Source organism: Flagellimonas zhangzhouensis (genome assembly GCF_900102925.1).
Classification (GTDB): Bacteria; Bacteroidota; Bacteroidia; order Flavobacteriales; family Flavobacteriaceae; genus Flagellimonas; species Flagellimonas zhangzhouensis.
Window position 1 is genome coordinate 993,679 of sequence record NZ_FNKI01000002.1, and the last position, 19,725, is coordinate 1,013,403.

The 19,725-nt window shown below is 38.1% G+C and carries 17 protein-coding genes; 7 read left to right on the forward strand and 10 right to left on the reverse strand.

Annotation, left to right across the window (positions count from 1 at the left end; translation table 11 throughout):
• The first annotated feature begins 1 nt into the window (after position 1).
• Complete coding sequence (locus tag BLQ18_RS11395; RefSeq protein WP_090295783.1) at positions 2-757, forward strand: sulfite exporter TauE/SafE family protein; 756 nt, start codon at positions 2-4, stop codon at positions 755-757.
• On the opposite strand, the gene BLQ18_RS11400 is transcribed toward BLQ18_RS11395, so the two are convergent.
• Positions 754-1,482, reverse strand: coding sequence for an NUDIX hydrolase (locus BLQ18_RS11400; protein ID WP_090295788.1), 729 nt, complete (start codon positions 1,480-1,482; stop codon positions 754-756). The two genes, BLQ18_RS11395 and BLQ18_RS11400, sit on opposite strands and share 4 nt — an antisense overlap.
• A 118-nt stretch (positions 1,483-1,600) precedes the next feature.
• Here BLQ18_RS11400 and BLQ18_RS17105 point away from each other — a divergent pair, with 118 nt between their 5' ends.
• Both BLQ18_RS17105 and BLQ18_RS11410 read left to right on the forward strand, forming a co-directional pair.
• Positions 1,601-2,965, forward strand: a complete 1,365-nt coding sequence (locus BLQ18_RS17105; RefSeq protein WP_245668111.1) for a TolB family protein — start codon at positions 1,601-1,603, stop codon at positions 2,963-2,965.
• Between the two features lie 19 nt (positions 2,966-2,984).
• Positions 2,985-4,382 carry a Gfo/Idh/MocA family protein gene (locus BLQ18_RS11410; RefSeq protein ID WP_090295790.1) on the forward strand — a complete coding sequence of 466 codons (1,398 nt, stop codon included), beginning with the start codon at positions 2,985-2,987 and terminating at the stop codon, positions 4,380-4,382.
• Between the two features lie 49 nt (positions 4,383-4,431).
• Here the strand turns inward: BLQ18_RS11410 and BLQ18_RS11415 are convergent, their stop codons facing one another.
• Positions 4,432-4,779: a winged helix-turn-helix domain-containing protein gene (locus BLQ18_RS11415; protein ID WP_090297569.1), complete on the reverse strand. Its 348-nt coding sequence runs from the start codon at positions 4,777-4,779 to the stop codon at positions 4,432-4,434.
• 110 nt (positions 4,780-4,889) lie between these two features.
• On the opposite strand from BLQ18_RS11415, the gene BLQ18_RS11420 reads away from it, so the two are divergent.
• Positions 4,890-5,177 (forward strand): serine hydrolase, encoded by a 288-nt coding sequence (locus BLQ18_RS11420; RefSeq protein ID WP_139150388.1) that lies wholly within the window; start codon positions 4,890-4,892, stop codon positions 5,175-5,177.
• Between the two features lie 127 nt (positions 5,178-5,304).
• On the opposite strand, the gene BLQ18_RS11425 is transcribed toward BLQ18_RS11420, so the two are convergent.
• Positions 5,305-6,033: a GLPGLI family protein gene (locus BLQ18_RS11425; protein WP_090295798.1), complete on the reverse strand. Its 729-nt coding sequence runs from the start codon at positions 6,031-6,033 to the stop codon at positions 5,305-5,307.
• 503 nt (positions 6,034-6,536) lie between these two features.
• Here BLQ18_RS11425 and BLQ18_RS11430 point away from each other — a divergent pair.
• Positions 6,537-7,142 (forward strand): DUF3667 domain-containing protein, encoded by a 606-nt coding sequence (locus BLQ18_RS11430; protein ID WP_175443753.1) that lies wholly within the window; start codon positions 6,537-6,539, stop codon positions 7,140-7,142.
• A gap of 49 nt (positions 7,143-7,191) precedes the next feature.
• Here the strand turns inward: BLQ18_RS11430 and BLQ18_RS11435 are convergent, their stop codons facing one another.
• The 5 genes from BLQ18_RS11435 to BLQ18_RS11455 all read right to left on the reverse strand — a co-directional run bounded on the left by BLQ18_RS11435 (position 7,192) and on the right by BLQ18_RS11455 (position 15,287).
• Positions 7,192-8,250 (reverse strand): PCMD domain-containing protein, encoded by a 1,059-nt coding sequence (locus BLQ18_RS11435; RefSeq protein WP_090295806.1) that lies wholly within the window; start codon positions 8,248-8,250, stop codon positions 7,192-7,194.
• 35 nt (positions 8,251-8,285) lie between these two features.
• Entirely contained in the window at positions 8,286-8,990 is a 705-nt protein-coding gene (locus BLQ18_RS11440; protein ID WP_090295811.1) for a hypothetical protein, read from the reverse strand.
• Positions 8,991-9,165: 175 nt separating this feature from the next.
• On the reverse strand, positions 9,166-12,567 hold the full coding sequence (locus BLQ18_RS11445) for a PVC-type heme-binding CxxCH protein (RefSeq protein ID WP_090295816.1): 3,402 nt from the start codon (positions 12,565-12,567) through the stop codon (positions 9,166-9,168).
• A 137-nt stretch (positions 12,568-12,704) separates the two neighbouring features.
• A complete protein-coding gene (locus tag BLQ18_RS11450) occupies positions 12,705-14,432 on the reverse strand; it encodes a sulfatase family protein (RefSeq protein WP_090295819.1) in 1,728 nt (575 codons plus the stop codon).
• 90 nt (positions 14,433-14,522) lie between these two features.
• A complete protein-coding gene (locus BLQ18_RS11455) occupies positions 14,523-15,287 on the reverse strand; it encodes a DUF6090 family protein (RefSeq protein ID WP_090295822.1) in 765 nt (254 codons plus the stop codon).
• A 397-nt stretch (positions 15,288-15,684) separates the two neighbouring features.
• Here BLQ18_RS11455 and BLQ18_RS11460 point away from each other — a divergent pair, with 397 nt between their 5' ends.
• Positions 15,685-17,490 (forward strand): fibronectin type III domain-containing protein, encoded by a 1,806-nt coding sequence (locus tag BLQ18_RS11460; RefSeq protein WP_090295826.1) that lies wholly within the window; start codon positions 15,685-15,687, stop codon positions 17,488-17,490.
• A gap of 88 nt (positions 17,491-17,578) precedes the next feature.
• Complete coding sequence (locus BLQ18_RS11465) at positions 17,579-18,031, forward strand: hypothetical protein (protein ID WP_090295830.1); 453 nt, start codon at positions 17,579-17,581, stop codon at positions 18,029-18,031.
• Positions 18,032-18,109: 78 nt separating this feature from the next.
• Here the strand turns inward: BLQ18_RS11465 and BLQ18_RS11470 are convergent, their stop codons facing one another.
• Positions 18,110-18,976: a sigma-70 family RNA polymerase sigma factor gene (locus tag BLQ18_RS11470; protein WP_090295833.1), complete on the reverse strand. Its 867-nt coding sequence runs from the start codon at positions 18,974-18,976 to the stop codon at positions 18,110-18,112.
• A 10-nt stretch (positions 18,977-18,986) separates the two neighbouring features.
• Positions 18,987-19,721 carry an NYN domain-containing protein gene (locus BLQ18_RS11475; RefSeq protein ID WP_090295836.1) on the reverse strand — a complete coding sequence of 245 codons (735 nt, stop codon included), beginning with the start codon at positions 19,719-19,721 and terminating at the stop codon, positions 18,987-18,989.
• Positions 19,722-19,725: the final 4 nt, after the last annotated feature.

Consider the following 19,725-nt stretch of genomic DNA (forward strand, 5'->3'; position numbering starts at 1 on the left):
TATGAGTATTGAATATTTACCCATTATTTTCTTCCTGATAGCACTTTTTTATAGCTCGGTCGGATTTGGAGGCGGTTCCAGTTATTTGGCCATTTTAAGCCTTTTTTTGACCGATTTCTACGAGATTCGCTCCACCGCTTTGGTGCTGAACATTTGTGTAGTTACCATCGGCACCTTGGTTTTTATTAAAAATAAGGTGTTCAATATCAAATTGTTTTGGCCCTTTTTGGCAGCAAGTATTCCGTTATCGTATTTGGGTGCACAAATTCGGTTGTCACAGACCTCATTTTTCTTGATTTTGGGCAGTGCATTGATTTTGGCTGGCTTTTTTATGATTTTGAGATTCACCAAAAAGAAATTGGATTCTAAACAATTTTCAAACCCTAAAAAGATGGCGCTTGGAGGCGGTATCGGTTTGCTTTCTGGTATTTCTGGGATTGGAGGAGGTATTTTTCTTTCCCCTGTCTTAAATCTTTTAAAATGGGCCGATCCTAGGGTCGTGGCCTCATTGGCTTCGGTTTTTATTTGGGTGAACTCTATTGCGGGATTGGTTGGATTGCACGCTGCAGGCACCTATAAATTAAATGAAGAACTGATACTTCGATTGGTGATTGCCGTAGTCGTAGGGGGAAGTATTGGTTCCTATCTGTCCAATAAAAAATTCAACTTAAAGTTCTTGGGCGTGCTTACTAGCATTTTGGTGCTGTATGTGGGGCTTCGATTGATTTTGCAGCACGGATTTGGCATTCAAATTTAATTTTCCTTAAATCGATACAGGAATGGAGCCCTGTTTTGTGCGCCAGTAAATTTTTTTCCAAGGCGTTCCAGCACATTGAGTTCCAATATTTTTTTCTGAAAATTGTTCATTGGGAAAGATGTATCATGAACAGCTTCGTAAAGTTCTTTTACCTCTTTCATGGTAAACGTTTTGGGCAATAGGTTGAATCCAATCAGTTTTTCATCCAAAATTTGACGTAGTGCCTTTAATCCGTACGAAACGATGGTGTCGTGATCGTGGGTTAGATTAGGTAGGTCATCAATGTTTCGCCATTCAATGGAAGCCCCAAACTCTCCAGGTTTCGGATTTACTTTATTAATATCTACTAAAGCATAATATCCAATACAAACAAATCGATTTGCCATCCAAGCAATGGTTTTTTCATCAAATCGTTTGTCATTTAATTGCAATAACCCTTGTTTGATGTTTTCCTTGTACTTGCTTTGCAAGATTCTATTTTCATCACCAAAAACCCTGAATTGCTCCAAATAAATATTATCCAATCCTGTAGACCTTTTTAAAATCCTCGCAGCAGCTGCATCTACACTTTCTGTTTTTAGAATATAGCCACCAGGTAAACTCCAAAGATTATCGCCATAGGTTAATTCGGAAACCAACACTTTCAACTCCTTATCCTTAAATCCAAAAATCACACAGTCAATCGATAGTTGAGAGATATAATCGTCAATATTAAATGTACTCATATAACTGTTTGATTTATGGTTGTCTACACAAAAATAGCTTTATTATCTTTTTTATAGAAAATAAAAACTATATTTATCAAAATAAGTCGCACAAACTTATAAACTAAACAACATAAACATGGAAAAATCTATCTGTGTTCAAGGGCCAAAATACGGCTTGAACCAATTTCGTGGTGCATTTAAACCACTTTTATTTACAGTCCTCACCTTTTATTTCATGGGCAACGGACAAGCTCAAAGCGATTCTTTGGCTATTGTACATCTACTGGAAAAAGAATCCTTGACCTGGCGTAAGGGTGATGTGGCTGGTCATGCCGAATGCTGGCAAGAACGACCCTATAATCGAATTTTGGCCGCAACTCCAGATGCGCGGGTCATTGATATTCCAATATCTACTATGATTAATCCTCCTGCAGATATTATTGGGAATGGTGGGTTGGCTATCAATTCCAACTATAAAATGAAAATTGACGGTGACAACGCTTTTGTGAGTCACGATGAGCTATCGATTGACCCTGAAGGCAACGAAACAAAATCCATTGAGATGCGAGTGTTGGAAAAAGTGAACAACCAATGGAAGTTGGTAGGGCAATCTGCGTTACTTTATAAAGAAGATGACAATGAGGCAAAGAAAGATACCACGAGTTATATTCAAACGGTGGATATTACCACAGGAAGAATTGAAACCATTCTTACCATACATGAACATTTTGAAGCTCCCAATTGGCATCCTGATAATTACTTGATTGTAAACAGTAAGGGAAAACTTTACAACTTGGATTTGGCTACCAAAAAAATGAAATTGATTGATACGGGTTTTGCCGACCAATGCAATAACGATCACGGAATTTCTCCTGACAACAAATGGTTGGCAATCAGTCATAACGATGTAAACGACCCATCTCCCAAAGGATATAAATCAGCTATTTACGTATTGCCCATTGAAGGGGGAGAGCCTAGACGGGTCACCAAAGAAGTGATGTCTTTCTGGCACGGATGGTCACCCGATGGTAAAACCTTGACCTATTGTGCGGAGCGTAACGGAAACTACGATGTGTATTCCATCGGAGTAAATGGCGGACGTGAAAAAAGGCTTACCAAAACTGCGGGATTGGATGATGGACCTGAATATTCTCCAGACGGAAAATATATTTATATGAACTCCTACCGAACAGGTCATATGCAGATTTGGCGTATGCGGGCCAACGGCTCAAAACCTGAGCAACTTACTTTTGATGAAAACTCAAATTGGTTCGCACATCCATCTCCAGATGGTAAATGGATTGCCTATATTGCCTACACCTCCGACCAAAAAGAAGCACATTTGTTCGGTAAACAAGTCAAATTGCGATTAATGAATTTGGAAACCAGAGAGATAACAGATTTAACTCCTGTATTTTTTGGCGGACAAGGAACAATCAATGTGCCATCATGGAGTCCAGATAGCAAAAAAATTGCCTTTGTAAGTTATTCCATCAACTAAAAAAACTAAACAATACCTAATGAAAAACAACAACAAGAATGCCAGGAGAAGGTTCCTCTACCAAATTGGAGCAACAACTTTAGCCTCGGCAGCTACGCCTTTTGCTTCCTTCGCACAAGAAAAGGCAGAAGAACGTATACTTCGCTATGATAAAATATTTAGTGCCAACGATAAAGTTCGAATTGGAGTTATCGGATATGGAGTGCAAGGTCATTTTGATTTGAGTACCGCTTTAAAAGTTCCAGGGGTGGAATTGGCAGGTATTTGCGATCTGTATTCGGGAAGAGTGGAAAGGGCCAAGGAAGAATTTGGCAAAGATTTATATACTACAAGAAACTATAAAGATCTATTGGATAGGGACGATATTGATGCCGTCCTAATTTGTACAACCGATGTTTGGCATGCCCAAATAACTTTGGATGCTTTGGCGAAAGGCAAACATGTGTACTTGGAAAAGCCAATGGTGCATAAAATTGAGGAAGGGTATGCTGTTATGAAAGCAGCCAAAGCCTCAGGTAAGGTATGTCAGATTGGTAGTCAAAGGGTGAGTAGTGTTGGATATGCAAAAGCTAAGGAACTACTGGCTTCTGGAGAAATCGGAAATTTAAACATGGTGAACGCCATGTGGGACCGTCAAAGTTCTATTGGCGCTTGGGAATACACCATTCCAAATGATGCCAGTGCAGAGACTACCGATTGGGAAACTTTTATAGAAGTAACCGATAAAATGGCCTTTGATGCTAAAAAATTCTTTTGGTGGAGAGCCTTTAAGGAATTAGGTACTGGTGTAGCAGGTGATTTATACATTCATTTATTAAGTGGCACCCATTTTATGACCAATTCCATTGGGCCAGAGAGCATATACAGCACAGGTCAGTTTAGTTATTGGAAAGATGGCAGAAACATGCCCGATGTAATGTCTGGTGTAATGCAATATCCTGATAGTGATGAACATCCCGCTTTTCAGTTAAATGTTCGGGTGAATTTTATCAGTGGAACAGGAGGGAAGGAAGTGATTGAATTGATTGGTTCCAAAGGTGTTATCCAAGTGAACGGAAACGATATTACGGTGAAGAAAAATATTATGCCCGAGGCTCCAGGTTTTGGAGGGTATGATTCGGTGTTCACTTTTCCAGAACGAATGCAGGAACAGATGACCAAAGAATACAATGCCAAATGGACCAAGGAACAGACCCAACGAAAGGCCATTGGTGATGTAATTTATAAAGCGCCAGAAGGCTATAGTGACCATTTGGACCATTTCACCAATTTCTTTGATGCTATTAGATCAGGAAAAGAAGTGGTGGAGGATGCTGAATTTGGTTTTAGGGCCGCAGCTCCCGCATTGTCTTGTAATGACAGTTATTTCAGTAAAAAGATTATTCAGTGGGACCCAAAAACCATGAAACTGGTATAAAAATTCAATACTAAACCTAAATAATAGGGTTGGTGTAATTCATATTGAATTATATCAGCCCTAAAATTTTCTCATGGTTTGATGCAATGGCTTGTTCTAGATCTTTTGTCAATTCGGAATAAGCTTGTAGAAGTTGTTGCGCTTCAGGAGTCAGTTCGGCACCACCACCCGAAACACCACCTTTATGGAGGGTTACAAAGGGCGTTTTTCCTCTTGCATTTAAATCATCGACCATGGCCCACGCTTTGCGGTAGCTCATCTTCATTTCTTTGGCCGCTTTGGATAGTGAACCGTGTTCATTGATCATTTGTAAAAGCTGTACCCTTCCTGGACCAAAGAATTTTTTGCCATCAATATCTATCCAGCATCGCATTTTTAATTCTTTGTTTTCCTCCATGATTATTATGTTTTTACTTTCATCAAGATAATTAAAACCTATCATAGATCAGTCTTCGGTACTTAATTATCTAGGCTCTTTTAATTGCCTTGTAATCCAAAAGCACTTTTATCGACCATGACTATGACAATACGGGATACATTGTTTTGGCTGTTGTTATCGAAAAAGTCAATGGGCAATTATATTCAGAATATTTGGAAGACCTTATTTTTATTCCTGCTGGAATGCAATCTTCTACCGTTTTTACGGTCAACAAAAATCCAGAAGAATATGAAAATGTTGCCAAGGGATACACCTATAACGAAAGTAAAATGGAGTATCAAGAGGCGAGCGAAGATAAAAACCATGACCTTGTATTTACCCGAAACCAAAGAGTTTCTTGTTATTTTGTGCAATAACAGGTACGATTAAACCTATAAATCATTTGAAGAAGGATTGTATGAGTTGATTCAGAAAAAAAGCTATGATTAACTAATTATGTCTGACATTATCTCAATTGGAGAGATTTGAGATGAGAAAATCATTTTAATAACCTCTTTTTTTTATTTCAGCCACACGACTCTCAAGCATTAGGTAATATTCATCAAAAGACATTTGCTTTGATGCTTTTGGAGGTTCGATAGAGATAGGTATTTTCTCGAGCTTTTTGAATTTGTAAAACACCTTGTCCCGTTTCAATTCAAGGATAAGCCCAGGAAGACCATTATACCCCAAAGGACCTATGGAGTAGGAGAGTTCAGATGTAAACCACACTTCGATTTGTTCAACAAAACTTCCTATTTTTCGAGTGGTACTGGCCTTTTTGGCTTTGTATTCGCCTATACGTTTGGTTTCATCACTAATAACCCATGTTACATTCTCTTTTAATGCAAGTAGAAGTGGACCATTTTCGAAATCATTCTTATAAATCGATTTTTCAGGGTTTTCTTTTTCGGTATACCAAATTTCATCACCTGCACTAAAACCCAAGGCTAATCTGTATAATTCAATCTGAGAATAGTCTTCGATCATAGGTTCGGTTTTTCTAAAAATCGATTTTCCGTTTTCATTTATCAACAGTTCAAACTCAAAACCTGAGATAACTTCATTGACCAACATAAAAGCACCTCCCACTTCGGCACTTTTAATACTGTCAAAGTTGACTCTTTGTTCAACAGTATAAGTGATCTTAACAGACTCTTGCGCTGCAACACTTGCCATAAAGAATATGCAAAAGCATAGGATAATGAAGTGTTTTTTGGTTGCTGTTTTCATACTTATCTGAATTTTGACTACTTCTTTTCCTTAGGTTTATTAATCAATTTATAGATTAAAAAAAGGGGAATCAATGTAAGAAAACCCCAAGTTTTACTCACAATGCTCCAAATAATAATTCCACAGAGAAAACCAATTATCACGGCATCAACTATCTTTGGATTCTTCATCGAGATCAGAAGTTTTTTTAAAATTTAAACAACGGGAGTTGTAAGGTTAATGGTGTTTTTACTGTAACTAATTTAAATAAATGAAAATAAAACATGTGATTTCAGATAATAATTGTCTCCAATTATTCTCATGTCAAAAAGTTGCGAGCGAAGACTTTTCTTATCTTAGATAGATAGCTAGACACCTCGTCCAAAGACGTTCTAATCGATTGTAAGATTAAATGTAAAAATTGCAATACAATTATAAAGGAACCACATTCATATTGTCCGTATTGTGGTCAAAAATTGGATTTAGGTCGGTTAAATTTTAAACAACTCCTATCGGACTTATGGGTGTCAATAACCAATACAGACCAAGGAGTTCTTCATTTGATTAAGCATTTGGCCTATAGGCCAGGAAAGGTGGCTCGAGAATATATTTCAGGTAGACGCAAACGCTATTTTAATCCATTTAATTATTTGATGCTGACCGTAGCGGTGGCATTATATTTTATTCTTCAGTTTGAAGCCACGGCTTTGGATTATTCCACAATTGATGCGGATAATTCGGAACTATTACAATTTGCTTTTAAATATTTCAATGTATTTATATTGCTGATGTGGCCCATTCATGGTCTTCTCATTTGGTTGTTTTTTCTTGGTCATAAAACCAATTATGTAGAAAACCTGACGTTGACAGCCCATTTGAGCGGTCAAACCATGCTCTATTATATAGTGGCATTTATCTTGTTTATGTTGATGCCTTCTTTATTGGGTGCTATGGGGATTATAATTGGAATACTGATTAGTATCTGGTATGTTGTGGCCATCCTTCAATTTTATCAAACAAAATCGTTTGTGAGCATTTTAAAAATTCTGATCATAATTACACTTACTAATCTCATTTCACAAGGAATCATATATGCAACTTATCACTTGTATACCACAGTAATTGATTAAAATAGGATACATGCCATCCTTTAATTGAAACTTGATGATCTTTATGAAATCAATAAATTAGTTCAAAGTTGTTGATTCGAAGTTCGCTACCTATTGCTCCTGTAAAAAAGTCACCCAAAGCACTGGAGGTGAACACTACCGTTATATGGGTTGGAGTATCATCTGCATTGCCCCAAATTTCTCCTTCCTTAATATTGGCATACTCAAATTCAGGGTCGGAAGCTGATAACGCTCCATATTTAATATTAACCTCTAAAGTGGTCCAATCTGCAACGGTATCACCACTTCGGTACCATCCTGTTCCAATTCGAGTAATTTGATTGCCTTCCCTTTTATCTAAAAGGAGGTAAATGTCCATTTCGTCACTGCCTGGGAGTGGGTTGCCATCGGCATCCAAGTATTCATCTCCAGGAGCATAAGTGTAATCCACTTTAAAGGCTTGCGGACGTGCAGTGAACACGATGCCAAGGTTTACATTGGCTGCTGGGTCAACAGGGTTTAGTGCACCATCTGTAAATGATCCCGTATAAAATGCTCCAGCTGCCATTCGAACCAAAAATGGAGCTTTGGTGCTCACCAATTTAGCTGCAAAATCTCCATTGCCAAGGTCTTCAGGGGTTGTATTTGGGTCGCTAATAATGGTAAGACCTTTGTTGGGTGTATCCCAAACAGTTTCATCTGCCGAAATACCAGGCTGTTGATATCCACCTGCATCGTACCAATCATTAAAATTGCTGTTTTCGATTTGAGGCTGGGCTTCTGCTACTTCAGCTATTACAGTCCAAACAGCTTCTGATCCATCTTCTGCCATTACCGTGTAAAGAACAGGTTCACTAAAACCCTGTGCTTCTTCTACGGTAGGGGATATAGTGGCCATATTGGAGATTTCAATTACAGATGGGACCTTGGCAGAAACATCTTCCCCTATGTTAAATGATATGGAAATACTGCGTTCTTCCGAATTAATGGTAGTACCTGAGGCCTGCCCAGGAATCTCGAATGTTTTGATTTCCTTTAAATCGGAAAGTCCAAATTTATCATCCTCAATACATCCCAAAAAAAGTATTAAGCAAAATAGAAAGCTTAAGTTGTACAGTATACTTTTCATCTTGTTTTATTTTGGGATTGATTCATTAGTTGAGATTAAAAATAATAAGCCACCCCAAGCTGGAGGGATAAAAGGTTAATGTCTAGATTGATGTTGTTTTCTGTAACCTTGGTTTGATTGTCCACATCACCATTCACAGTTTCTGTACTCCATTTGGAGGAAAGCCCGACCAATCCAACAGATGTTTCAAAGGCAAAATTCTTATTAAAAAAGATGATGGCCCCAGGTGTTACGCCAAATCTCAACTGATAAAAATCAGTTTCAATTTTCTCAATCTCATCAACCAAAAAGTCTCTTTGTAGAGATTCACCATAGGTGAAACGTAAATCGGTCTGCACAAAAATTTGAAAGGATCCCGTGCCCAGCGGGATATATTTTCGAATATTGGGAATAAAGGAAAATTCCTGTCCCACTCTTTTACTGGTTACTTCGGCACCTTCGCTATTGATGTAGGTAATGTCTTCACGCTCTCGGCCATAACTACCCCCCAAACCTAAGGTAAAATTGTCATTGATAGCAAAGCCACTCGAAAGTGTGATATTATAATCCAGTTTGTCCTGGTCTTCAATTTGTCGTAACAATTGATCTTCGTTTTCCGCATTTCGTTGATCTAGAGAAAAGGAGAGGTTTAAATACTTGGTGCCCTTGGTAACTCGGTTGATAGGTGCATAGGTATCCTGGTATTGCGCAAAGAGTGATGCGGTCATTAAAAAGGTGGACGCAAAGAAAAAATAATTCATGATAGAAAATATATGGGTTACTTCTATCGGGGGAATCAGTATTAAATTTCCTAAAATTTCAGCAATCTACCGTATTAAATCCCATTTCTTTTTTATATCAAGTGAATGTTCTATTAAGAGTTTTAATAAAAAAAGCCCCCAATATTGGGGGCTTTGAAAATTTATCTGAAGGTCTTTATTTCTCTTTTAGACTACCTAAATACTCGATCAAATCGCGGAGTTCACGCTTACTAATCATTTTACCCATGGCAGGCATGCCCGAAGGCGCATTTCGTCTGGATTGAATTCGGGTATATGCCACTTCCAAAGGTTCTGCTGCTGAAGTACGTAAAATAAGACCTTCTTCATTTTCAGCCTCTAACAAACCTGTTACTTCTTGGCCATTGGTCAAGGTTAGGGTCACACTTCCGTATCCAGGGGAGATTCGTTTGGATGGCTCAATTAAGGCTTCCAAAATCTGCTCTCGAGTAAGAATATTGGCAATGTTGTCCAAAGCTGGGCCTACTTTGCCACCAGATCCGTTCAAGGAGTGGCAACGCACACATTGTGCTGTTGGATTGCTCTCAAAAACCGTTTTTCCTGCCCACCAGCTTCCTCCATGCAAAGTTTCGGTATAAGCACCAGAGCCATACCCTTTACTTTTAAGAGATGCCAATTGATTATTGATTTTTGAGGAACCAGTATTGGAGGACGCTTCAATTAAATCTAGCATAACCTCATCATTGATCCCACCTCGATTAGCTTGTTGTAATAAACTGGACAATACTGCCTCACTTTTATCCGCTGGCATTTTGGCCAAAACTTCAAGCACGGCTTGTTGCTCACCAATTCCTCCTTTGCTGAATATTGGATTGACCACATTGGGCAATTCTTCCTTGGAAAGGGATAATTCACCCATTAAGCCCACAGCGGTTCGTCTTACCTGTGCATTTTGGTCTCCCATCCCCAATCGCATTACTTGGGCAAGTTGATCATAACCTGTGCTACCCAATGCTTTTAATGCTTCAGATCGTACTTCAGGTGAATTATGGGAACGCATCAACTGCACCAATTTGTTGTCGTAACCAGAAACTTGAAGTGATGCCAATAATTTTAAAGCACCTTGTAAAACTTCAGGGTCATTGTCTTCCAAGAAAGATGCGATACTGCTTCCCATTTTATTTTGGATGGGTTCCAGAGGTCTCGTTACTTCTCCTAAATGATAACCGTCAACACGGTCCATCACCGACGGTGAGGTCCATGTGCTCAGTGCGGCCAAGGTTTCGCCCCTTAAAACAGATGGTGTTGATTCATTTTGAGCATAATTGATCAAGTCATCCAATTGTTTTTCGCCACCCACACGTAGAGCTGAGTTAATCACACGGCGCATTAGCGGTTCGGAACTGAATTTTGGATTTTCCAATAAAGCGGCCAATTCTGGCAGGGCTTCTTTAATACCTCTGTCATCGTTAATGGCGCGGGCGGCTTCGGTTATAATATATTCATCGGCATCTTTTAAATAAATGGCCACTTCTGGTAATTTCATTCTTCGAAGGGCCAAAACTGCGGCAATTTTAAGGGAACGATTATCGCTACTTGCTAAATCAACCAAAGGTTGGTCTTTGCCGATTCTAGATAGCGCTAAAACTCCTGCGTGACGCAAATACACATCTTCATCCGCGTTTTCAGCAATCATATCCAAAAGAGGGTGTACTGCACTCTCCGTTTTTATGCGTCCTAAGGCTTGGGCGGCATAAAATTGAATCCTAGGATTTTCGGATTTCAATAATGAAATCATTTTGTCACTGGCTTCAGTATATTTTAAATCGCCTAAAACTTTTAGACATTGAGCGATAATTTCCTCATCTGAATCTTCCAAAAGGTCAACCAGTATATCAGCTTTGTCTAGATCTACTGCAGCTTGTTGTCCAATACCCCAAATGGCATGGATTCGTGCCAATTGATCATTACTTTCTTTGGCGACCTCTTTAAATTTTCTATAGCCCCAAAAGCTGCTTTTTGCCAATTGAAATTGTGCTTTTTGGCGGATACGCATATCTGGATAGCTCAATAATTCGACCAGTTCACCATTTCCCAAATCTTCAAAATTGGTGGTCATCCATTTTTGGGTTTCCAACCGTTGTTCTGCCAAATCGTTTTCATCTTCGGTCACATCCAATTTCCATACCCGACCAGAATTCTTAGTTCCCCAACCATTGATCCAGTCAGCCACATAAAGTGCTCCATCAGGTCCAAATTTGATGGCCGTAGGCAAAATACCACTAACCATATCCACTTCTGAATTGAGTTCAAAAGAGGCTCCTTTGGGTTTTAGATCGAACGACCAAATGTGGGATAGGACAGGGTCACCTACAAATTCCACCAAAAAGAATTTATCCACCCACGAAGAGCCCAATGCCGTTCCAGGGTTAAATTGCATCCCTGTTGGGCCATTGTGGTAGTTCATAATAGGAGGGATGATGTATGCCGCTTGTCCTTCCCATCTTGGTTTGAACAGTTTTTCATCCATCCAAACCTTGTAGCTGTTGTTTTTTGGGTCGGTATATTTTCCATATTGCCAATTAGAGCGCCATCCCGCATCAGAACCTTCTACAATATGAACTAAACGCTCACTTTCTCCTTGATGATCTCCATCGTTGTCAGAAGAAATGATATTTCCGTACTTATCAAAAACAAATTCGTGGGTGTTTCGAAGTCCATGCGCAAAGATTTCGAAACTGCTTCCATCTGGGTTGCTCCGAACAATTACGCCTTGATTTGGATATTCGTATCGATTGCCTTCTTTATCGGTAACATTGGCACCAATATCTCCAATGCCCCAGTACAGTTTTCCATCTGGTCCCATAATGGCTCCAGACATTCCGTGACCACTAAAACCAATGTGAATGCCAAAGCCAGTGGCCAAAGATGTTTTGGAATCAAAAACTTCATCTCCATTGGTGTCTTGCATACGCCACATATCAGGGGCAACACCTACAAATAGCTCATCACCATCTACTAAAATTGCATTGGTAACGTCCGATTCCTCAGAATGAAAATCATGTACTACTCGAGTTGCCTTTTCAGCGATACCATCCTGATCTGCATCTTCCAAACGCCATACTTCTTCCTCTTCTACGGCGAGATCGCGCCAATCGTGTATGCCATCACCATTTAAATCTTCCAGCCAGGCATTCTCCGCGCTTTTTTCAGGAGCGAATGTCTCATGCAAAAAGGCTTTTCGGTCTGCCACGGTCTCAAAACTATTGGATGCGGTCATCCAATGCCGATATCCTCGAATATCAAATTCTGAATTTTTTTGTCGGTTGGTGCGGGTAAAAAAGATGCGACCTTTAGGATCAATATCCATTGCAATGGGATCGGGTGCCAGCGTATCGGGTGCCCATAATTGTATTTGAAGTCCTTTGGCCAATTGCATTGATCCTATGCTTTCTGATTGCTTTAGCTGTTCATTGAGGTAAGAAGAATCCAGTTCAATGACTAGAGGGGTTTCAACTGGTTTTTCTGATTTTTTTTGACAGGAAACAACAATAAGTAATACAATAAGGGCAATGCCAGTTAACGCTTTTGTGCGCATTTGTTTAGGGTTTGATTGAGTTAAGAGGGAAAAGGTATAAAATTAACGGGATTATAATCACACTACGCAAAGTCATTTTGTTGTATAAATGAAAAAGCCCCTATTAAAGGGGCTTAATTTTTTTGTTCAGATGATTCTTATTCTTTGTTTTTAGAGTTTTCCCATTTTTCCACGATAGGTTCCAAAATATCATCTTCAACACCGTATACCTTACCTTCTTTGGCAAGTGGCATAAAATCATCAATGTATTTTTGGCTCAACGCTTCTGAATCTCCATATTGTTTACGTAACTCGTCCAGTTTTTGGTGCAATTCTTTTTTAATATCAGCGTAAGCAGGGTCATCGTAATAGTTATGCTGTTCCAACGGATCCTTTTTTCTGTCGATCAACTCCCAATAATCCAAATCAAAATAGTAATGGATAAGCTTGTAGTCTTTGGTTATGGCGGCATAATGCCTGTTCACGTTATGTTCTGATGGATGTTCGTAGTAATGGTAGTAAACTGCTTCTCGATCCCAATTTGCCATATCACCCGTTAATACTGGAACCAAACTTTCGCCTTGCATATCCTCGGGTTGTGAAGCTCCTGCTACATCCAAAAATGTTTGGGCAAAATCCAAGTTTTGCACCAATTCATCAGAAACGCTTCCAGCTTTAACTCGATTTGGCCATGAAACCAATAGGGGTGTCTTCAAACTTTCATCATACACGAAACGTTTATCAAACCAACCATGTTCTCCCAAATAAAATCCTTGATCGGAAGTATATACGATAATGGTGTTTTCCATCATATCATTGGCCTCCAAATAATCCAAAACACGCCCAACATTTTCATCCACCGATTTAATGGTGCCCAAATAATCCTGCATGTACCTTTGGTAGCGCCATTTGGCGATATCTTCCTCGGTCATGTTCGGATATTCCTCCATGAATTTTTCGGCTATTGGTCCATAATAGGTATCGAAATTGGCTTTTTGTACGGAATCCATTCTGCCCACGGTAAATTCATATCTGCGTTTATCGAAACCGATTTGTTCCTTTAAGCCCATTTGGTCCATAACTTCAGGAGCCAACTTGCTATCTGCGGCCCAGCCCATGTCGCCATCAATTTTCATTTCAGCAACTTTAGCAGCGGGCATACCTTCGTGGGTGTCGAATAGGGTCGTAGGTTCGGGAATAGTTTTAGTAGTGAACTCGGCCATGTGACGCTCAGCCATCAACCAAGAACGGTGTGGGGCTTTATGGAGGTACATTAACATAAAAGGCTTTTCCTTTTCACGTTCGTTATCGAGCCAATCCAAGGTCATGTCGGTAACAATATCGGTCACGTATCCTTTGACATTGATTTCTCCTTCATTTTTGGTAATAAAATCGGGATTGTAGTAAGATCCTTGTCCTGGAAGAATTTTGAATTGGTCGAACCCTTTAGGGTTGTTGCCAAAATGAAGCTTCCCGAACATAGCAGTTTGATAGCCCGCCTTTTGCAATAGCTGTGGAAAGGTAACATTGGTCGTGTCGAAAGGAGAGACATTATCTATTTTACCATTGATATGGGAGTGTTTACCAGTTAAAATGGTCGCCCTTGAAGGTGCACAGATGGAATTGGTTACACTTGCATTGGTGAACAACATACCCATTTTGGCAATTCTATCAATATTGGGTGTCTCGATCAAGCTGTTATCGTAAGCGGAAATGGCCTGATATGCGTGATCATCAGACATGATAAATACAATGTTTGGCCGCTGTTGAGGTTCCTCCTTTACTTCAGATTTGCATCCTATTAAAAGCGAAAGGCAAAAGATAATAATAGGCAGTAACCTTATATTTTTTAATGCGATTTTAGGTTGGTGAATTTTTAAATGCATTGTGAATTGTTTGTTTAGTTATTTTATGTGGGTAAAAGGTAAACAATAACTCTTGGGTTTATTATAGAAATTATGATAATTCTGAATCACCTAATTTTGACTTTGCATTTCTAACTGAATCAAATCCAAAATCTCGTTGATCAATTTTAAAATTTCTTTTTGACTGGTCAAGGTAATATTGTAGTACACCACACTGTTCTCTACCAAGTTTTCAAACTCCAAAGATGATAACATTGTATTATTGGAGACTACAAAACCAGATTTTGGAATTTTCAAGTTTGTTTTAGACTTTGATAAATTGAAATTATCCACGTTGAGCCAACTTCCATTTTTGATAACAAATTGGATCACATCCGATTCAGCTTCTTCCATGTAACCTTCCTTACGTGCTAATTTTTCAAGGTTTGGTTCCCATGATGATAGCTTACTTCTTAACTCCACATTTTTTAAAATCCCTAGGTTTCCAGAACTGATTAAATCGTTTAAAAATCCATTTTGGGCATCGAATACAGGTCCACTTACCGTGGCAATTAGTAAACTATCCAAAAGAAAATTATCCGAATCCTTGTTTCCTGTGAAGTTTAGAATCTCAACACTTTTATCAATGTTTGATTCCATGGCTTTAATTACTCCTTCCAGTTCCGCCTTGTTCAATTCAAAATCCCCTTTTAGATTGTACAAAGTTTCTTGTTCTAGTTTACTTTTTTTGATGTTGTCATTCCAATTGTTGATTTGAAGGGCAATCAAGATACCTATTACCACAAGTACTATTTCACCAATGGCATATGTAAGGTACTTACCAGTTTTTCCTTCTGAGAGTAAATTTTGACGGATTTTTCGAAAGAATTGGAGCATTGGAGGTTAGTTTTTTTAAAGATATGGTTTTTGAAGTATCAGGATGAACGATAATTCTTTTTTAAACGATTTTCATGTTTGTGTTAACCGTTTCAAACCAATTTAACAATTCAATTAAATTTCAGTAAATGAAAGAATTAACCCACCGTTTTATTGAACTTTCACTCTTAAACAAGTTCACTGATTCTAAAGAGTTTACTTTTTCGGTACACTTAAATAGTTTACCTTATTAACCCTTTTTTACACCTAAGATGAAGTTCTACTTCTCAATACCGATTGACCACTATTCCCTCCTTTCACCGAAAAGCCAATTTTTTATAAATGGAATTTTCCTACATTTAAATGCAAACTAACATATTAATATATCCAAACCTATCTATCAACCAATAAACCTTACATGCACATTTCAAAAACTAAACTCACCAAACATCTTCTATTATTTGTATCAATTTTTATTAGCTCATGTTCAAGTGGCGAAGACCCTGAGTCTCCAATACCAGAAACACCTTCGAATGCAACCTGTGATGGAACTATTTCTTTAGCACTGCAGGGAATAGGAAGTGATTACATAAACCTAAGTTGGACCACAGATGGTGATTTTTCTACATTCGATATTGAATATGGAGCAAAGGGTTTTGCCCTTGGTCAAGGGACAAGATTGCAAGCGACCACAACTTCAATTGAACTCCAAAGCCTAGAGCCAAATTCTGAATATGATGTTTATGTTCGAGGACTTTGTTCTGAGAGTAATGGACAATGGACAACCGCTTCAACCTATTTAACATATAAAGATGAAAATATTTTTGAAGGAAATGTATCACTAAATAACCAAGATGAAGTTGATGCATTTGGCGCCAATGGCTATACAAAGATCAATGGAAATTTAATTATATCTGGATTTTGGAATCCAGTAGAACCTTATATAGTTGATTTGAGTTCATTGGAAACTATAAGTGAAATAACAGGAGCGCTTAGTATTGAGGCAAATACCAAATTAGAACTTTTGGATGGGTTGGATAATGTAGAATATGTTGGACAACTTTGGTTAACTTTAAATCCAGAGCTAGCCTCAATTGAAGCCTTAAGTAGTCTAAAAGAAATCACGGGATATTACGATATGGAAAATGTTGAATACCCAGCACTACTTAGAGTTCAATCTTGTTCCAAGTTGACGAATCTTGAGCCTCTACATAATATCCCTGAGGTTGATTACCTCATCCTCGAATCTAATAACGAATTGACTAATATCAACGGATTGCGAGGTATTACCAATGTTACCAAAGATGTAAACATTAGAAGTAATCTTAAGTTGAAATCATTAAATGGCTTAAATCAACTTACAACTGTAGGCGAAAATTTTTATCTGTCGAATCCAGAGCTAATCTCCTTGGAAGGGCTTGAAAATCTGGGAACTGTTGGAAAAACTATGGAATTGCTTGGTAATAATAAATTAATTTCTATAGCTGAAATCGATAATTTGGAATACGTTGATGAATTGATAATCGTGTCTGTTGAAAACCTCGAAAGCCTTGAAGGTATTAATCTAAATGCTATTCAAAATAGGTTGGCATTAGCATCAATAGGTGGATTTACAGATTTCACGGGCATTTCTGGAGATATAACATCTGCAAGTATAGAAATAACAAATTGCTATAATCTTTCATATTTAACAGGTTTGGAGAGTCTCGAGTCAGCTGGTCAGATTTATTTATCAGGTAATAGCGAATTGAAAAACCTTGTTGGACTTCAGGGATTGACAACTATTGACAACCAACTTCACATTGAGGGCAATAACCAAATCACTTCCTTAAATGGTTTGGAAAATTTGGCATCAGTAAATGATATTGAATTAATAAATAACTACAGTTTGGATAATATTGCTGCTTTAGCGGGTTTGAATAATGTTGTTAGTAATATTGATATTAGTGATAATTATAATCTCTCATCATTAGAAGGTTTGGAAAACATTGCAGATGTTAATCGAATAATTATTTATAGAAATAATGTTTTGGAAAACCTTTCTGGCATGGAAGGGGTAAGAAGTGTTCAAGATAGAGTATTAATAAACTACAATAATAGTCTCAGTGACTTTTGCGCTCTTGGTGATTTGTTTAGTATTGGTGGGTTTTCTGGAGAGTGGTTTGTTAATGGTAACATACTTAATCCTACTATTGAAGATATGCAAAATGGCATTTGTAATTAATCTTTCAAAGTTCAAATAAACGATTGGATTGCCAGTAAGGTTAAATAATGGAGTCAAGAATTACATCATGCAACTCCTGTAATAAGAAATGAGTAGAGTAAAAGACTTTCTAGTTGGATTAGACGATTATGAATTGGCCTATTTCGCAAAATTCAAGCTTCTGACCTACATGAAAGTTACTCAAATGGAAATCAAGGAGTATTTGGTTGAAAGGAACTTGAACGAGTCAAAAATTGACCGATTAATTTCAGAGAATCCAAAATCCAAACTAAATGATGATCGAGAAAGGTGCCCGAGATGCTATTCGGACAAAATCCGAAAAGATAAAGTGGAATGGACAAATACTAGTGGTGGAATAGGAATCGAAGACGAAGTTGCAACATGGGATGGATTTGGAGGCCGAGCAACTTATAAAAATGAAGTAATCTGTAATGTTTGTGGATTTTGGCTGGAAGATCCGAATCAGGAAAAACCACTCCCAACTTCCAAAAAAGCTCTATATGGATTATGGGACTTTGTACTTGAAATGTTGAGGATTTGATAACGGATGATAAAAGATTACGAATAAAATAAAGTTCAAATAAACGATGGGAAAACGTAATCTAACTTGATTGGATGCTCAATTTATAAATTCCCTAAGAAAATTTGCTTTTGAAGAATCACGTAATTTAGTCAATGCTTTTGTTTTTAGCTGTCTAACCCTCTCTGTGGTAATATCCAAATCATTTGCAATTTGTTCCATTCCCAACGGGTCTCCTCCGCCTATTCCATAAAGCATTTTAATTACATAAGCCTCTCTATTGGAAAGTAGATCCATAACACCTTCAATTTCAATTTGTAAGGATCTATTTATCAAATCATGTTCAGGACTATCAATGTTTTCAGATTCAATAAGATCATGTAAACTAAACCCTTCCTCTTCTGGTCGTAAGGACTTATCCATAGAAATTGACCAAGAAGTATGTTCCAAGCAAAGTTGAATTTCAGAAATTGAAAAATCAATCAGTTCCGACATTTCATCTGCAGTAGGAGGTCTTTGATGAGATTGCTCAAACTTTGCCGTTACACCATTAATTTTATTGATTACATTTATTTTGTTCAAAGGCAATCGAACTATTCTTGATTTCTCGGAAACTGCTTGGATAATCCCTTGGCGAATCCACCAAACCGCATAAGAGATAAACTTGAAACCTCTGGTCTCATCAAATTTGGATGCCGCCTTGACCAGTCCGAGATTACCTTCATTGATCAAATCATGTAAGTTTAGCCCCCTCGACTGATATTGTTTTGCAACGGATACTACAAATCTTAAGTTGGAAACGATCAGTTTTTCCAACGCCTCCGCATCACCATTTCTAATCCGAATAGCCAATTCTACCTCTTCATCAACTGTGATCATAGGGATTCGGCTTATATCGTTCAGATATTTTGAAAGTGCTGGATTTTCCCTATTTGTAATTTGTTTGGATATGGTAAGTGATCGCATAAACTTATTTTTAAGCCGTAGACCTAATGTAAATCAGGTTTCCATTGCCTTTGGGGTTTTTTCTAGATTCGATTTCAATTTGGCTCATTGATTTAACAAGCGGGGTAAGCTTTCGAAACCCAAAATTCCTGGCATCGAAATTGGGCTGTTTTTTTTGAAGTAATGCCCCAACCTCTCCTAAGAAAGCCCAGCCATCTTCGTCCTCCAAATCTGCAATGGTGGAAAGAATCAATTGGATGACCTTTGGGGTAATTTTGTCAACCGCACTAATTTTATCCTTTTTCGTTGATTGAGATTCTTCCGTACTGGTTTTGTGTAGAATTTCAAGATATATGAACTTATCACAAGATACAATAAAGGGGTCGGGGGTCTTTCGTTCACCTATACCAAATACGGTCATCCCAGCCTCTCTTAAACGAATGGCCAATCGGGTAAAGTCACTATCGCTAGAGACCAACGAAAATCCGTTGACCTTACCAGAGTAAAGAATGTCCATTGCGTCGATGATCATTGCACTGTCGGTGGAATTCTTACCTGTGGTGTATCCGTATTGTTGGATTGGTGTTATGGCATTTTTAAGCAGTACATCCTTCCATTTTACAAGACTTGGCTTTGTCCAATCTCCATAAATCCTTTTGATGCTTGGATTCCCATATTTTGCAATTTCCTCCAGCATTTCCTTCACATACTTTGAAGGAATGTTGTCTCCATCGATCAAGACAGCCAAGTTTAGATCCTTCTCCATAAAT

Excerpts from the sequence above, each read along its gene's own strand:
- BLQ18_RS11395 (WP_090295783.1), top strand. The coding sequence starts at position 2 with ATGAGTATTGAATATTTACCCATTATTTTCTTCCTGATAGCACTTTTT.
- BLQ18_RS11455 (WP_090295822.1), bottom strand. The coding sequence starts at position 15,287 with ATGCTCCAATTCTTTCGAAAAATCCGTCAAAATTTACTCTCAGAAGGA.
- BLQ18_RS11440 (WP_090295811.1), bottom strand. The coding sequence starts at position 8,990 with ATGAATTATTTTTTCTTTGCGTCCACCTTTTTAATGACCGCATCACTC.
- BLQ18_RS11435 (WP_090295806.1), bottom strand. The coding sequence starts at position 8,250 with ATGAAAAGTATACTGTACAACTTAAGCTTTCTATTTTGCTTAATACTT.
- BLQ18_RS11450 (WP_090295819.1), bottom strand. The coding sequence starts at position 14,432 with ATGCATTTAAAAATTCACCAACCTAAAATCGCATTAAAAAATATAAGG.
- BLQ18_RS11415 (WP_090297569.1), bottom strand. The coding sequence starts at position 4,779 with ATGGAGGAAAACAAAGAATTAAAAATGCGATGCTGGATAGATATTGAT.
- BLQ18_RS17105 (WP_245668111.1), top strand. The coding sequence starts at position 1,601 with ATGGAAAAATCTATCTGTGTTCAAGGGCCAAAATACGGCTTGAACCAA.
- BLQ18_RS11445 (WP_090295816.1), bottom strand. The coding sequence starts at position 12,567 with ATGCGCACAAAAGCGTTAACTGGCATTGCCCTTATTGTATTACTTATT.
- BLQ18_RS11410 (WP_090295790.1), top strand. The coding sequence starts at position 2,985 with ATGAAAAACAACAACAAGAATGCCAGGAGAAGGTTCCTCTACCAAATT.
- BLQ18_RS11425 (WP_090295798.1), bottom strand. The coding sequence starts at position 6,033 with ATGAAAACAGCAACCAAAAAACACTTCATTATCCTATGCTTTTGCATA.
- BLQ18_RS11475 (WP_090295836.1), bottom strand. The coding sequence starts at position 19,721 with ATGGAGAAGGATCTAAACTTGGCTGTCTTGATCGATGGAGACAACATT.
- BLQ18_RS11470 (WP_090295833.1), bottom strand. The coding sequence starts at position 18,976 with ATGCGATCACTTACCATATCCAAACAAATTACAAATAGGGAAAATCCA.
- BLQ18_RS11465 (WP_090295830.1), top strand. The coding sequence starts at position 17,579 with ATGAGTAGAGTAAAAGACTTTCTAGTTGGATTAGACGATTATGAATTG.
- BLQ18_RS11400 (WP_090295788.1), bottom strand. The coding sequence starts at position 1,482 with ATGAGTACATTTAATATTGACGATTATATCTCTCAACTATCGATTGAC.
- BLQ18_RS11460 (WP_090295826.1), top strand. The coding sequence starts at position 15,685 with ATGCACATTTCAAAAACTAAACTCACCAAACATCTTCTATTATTTGTA.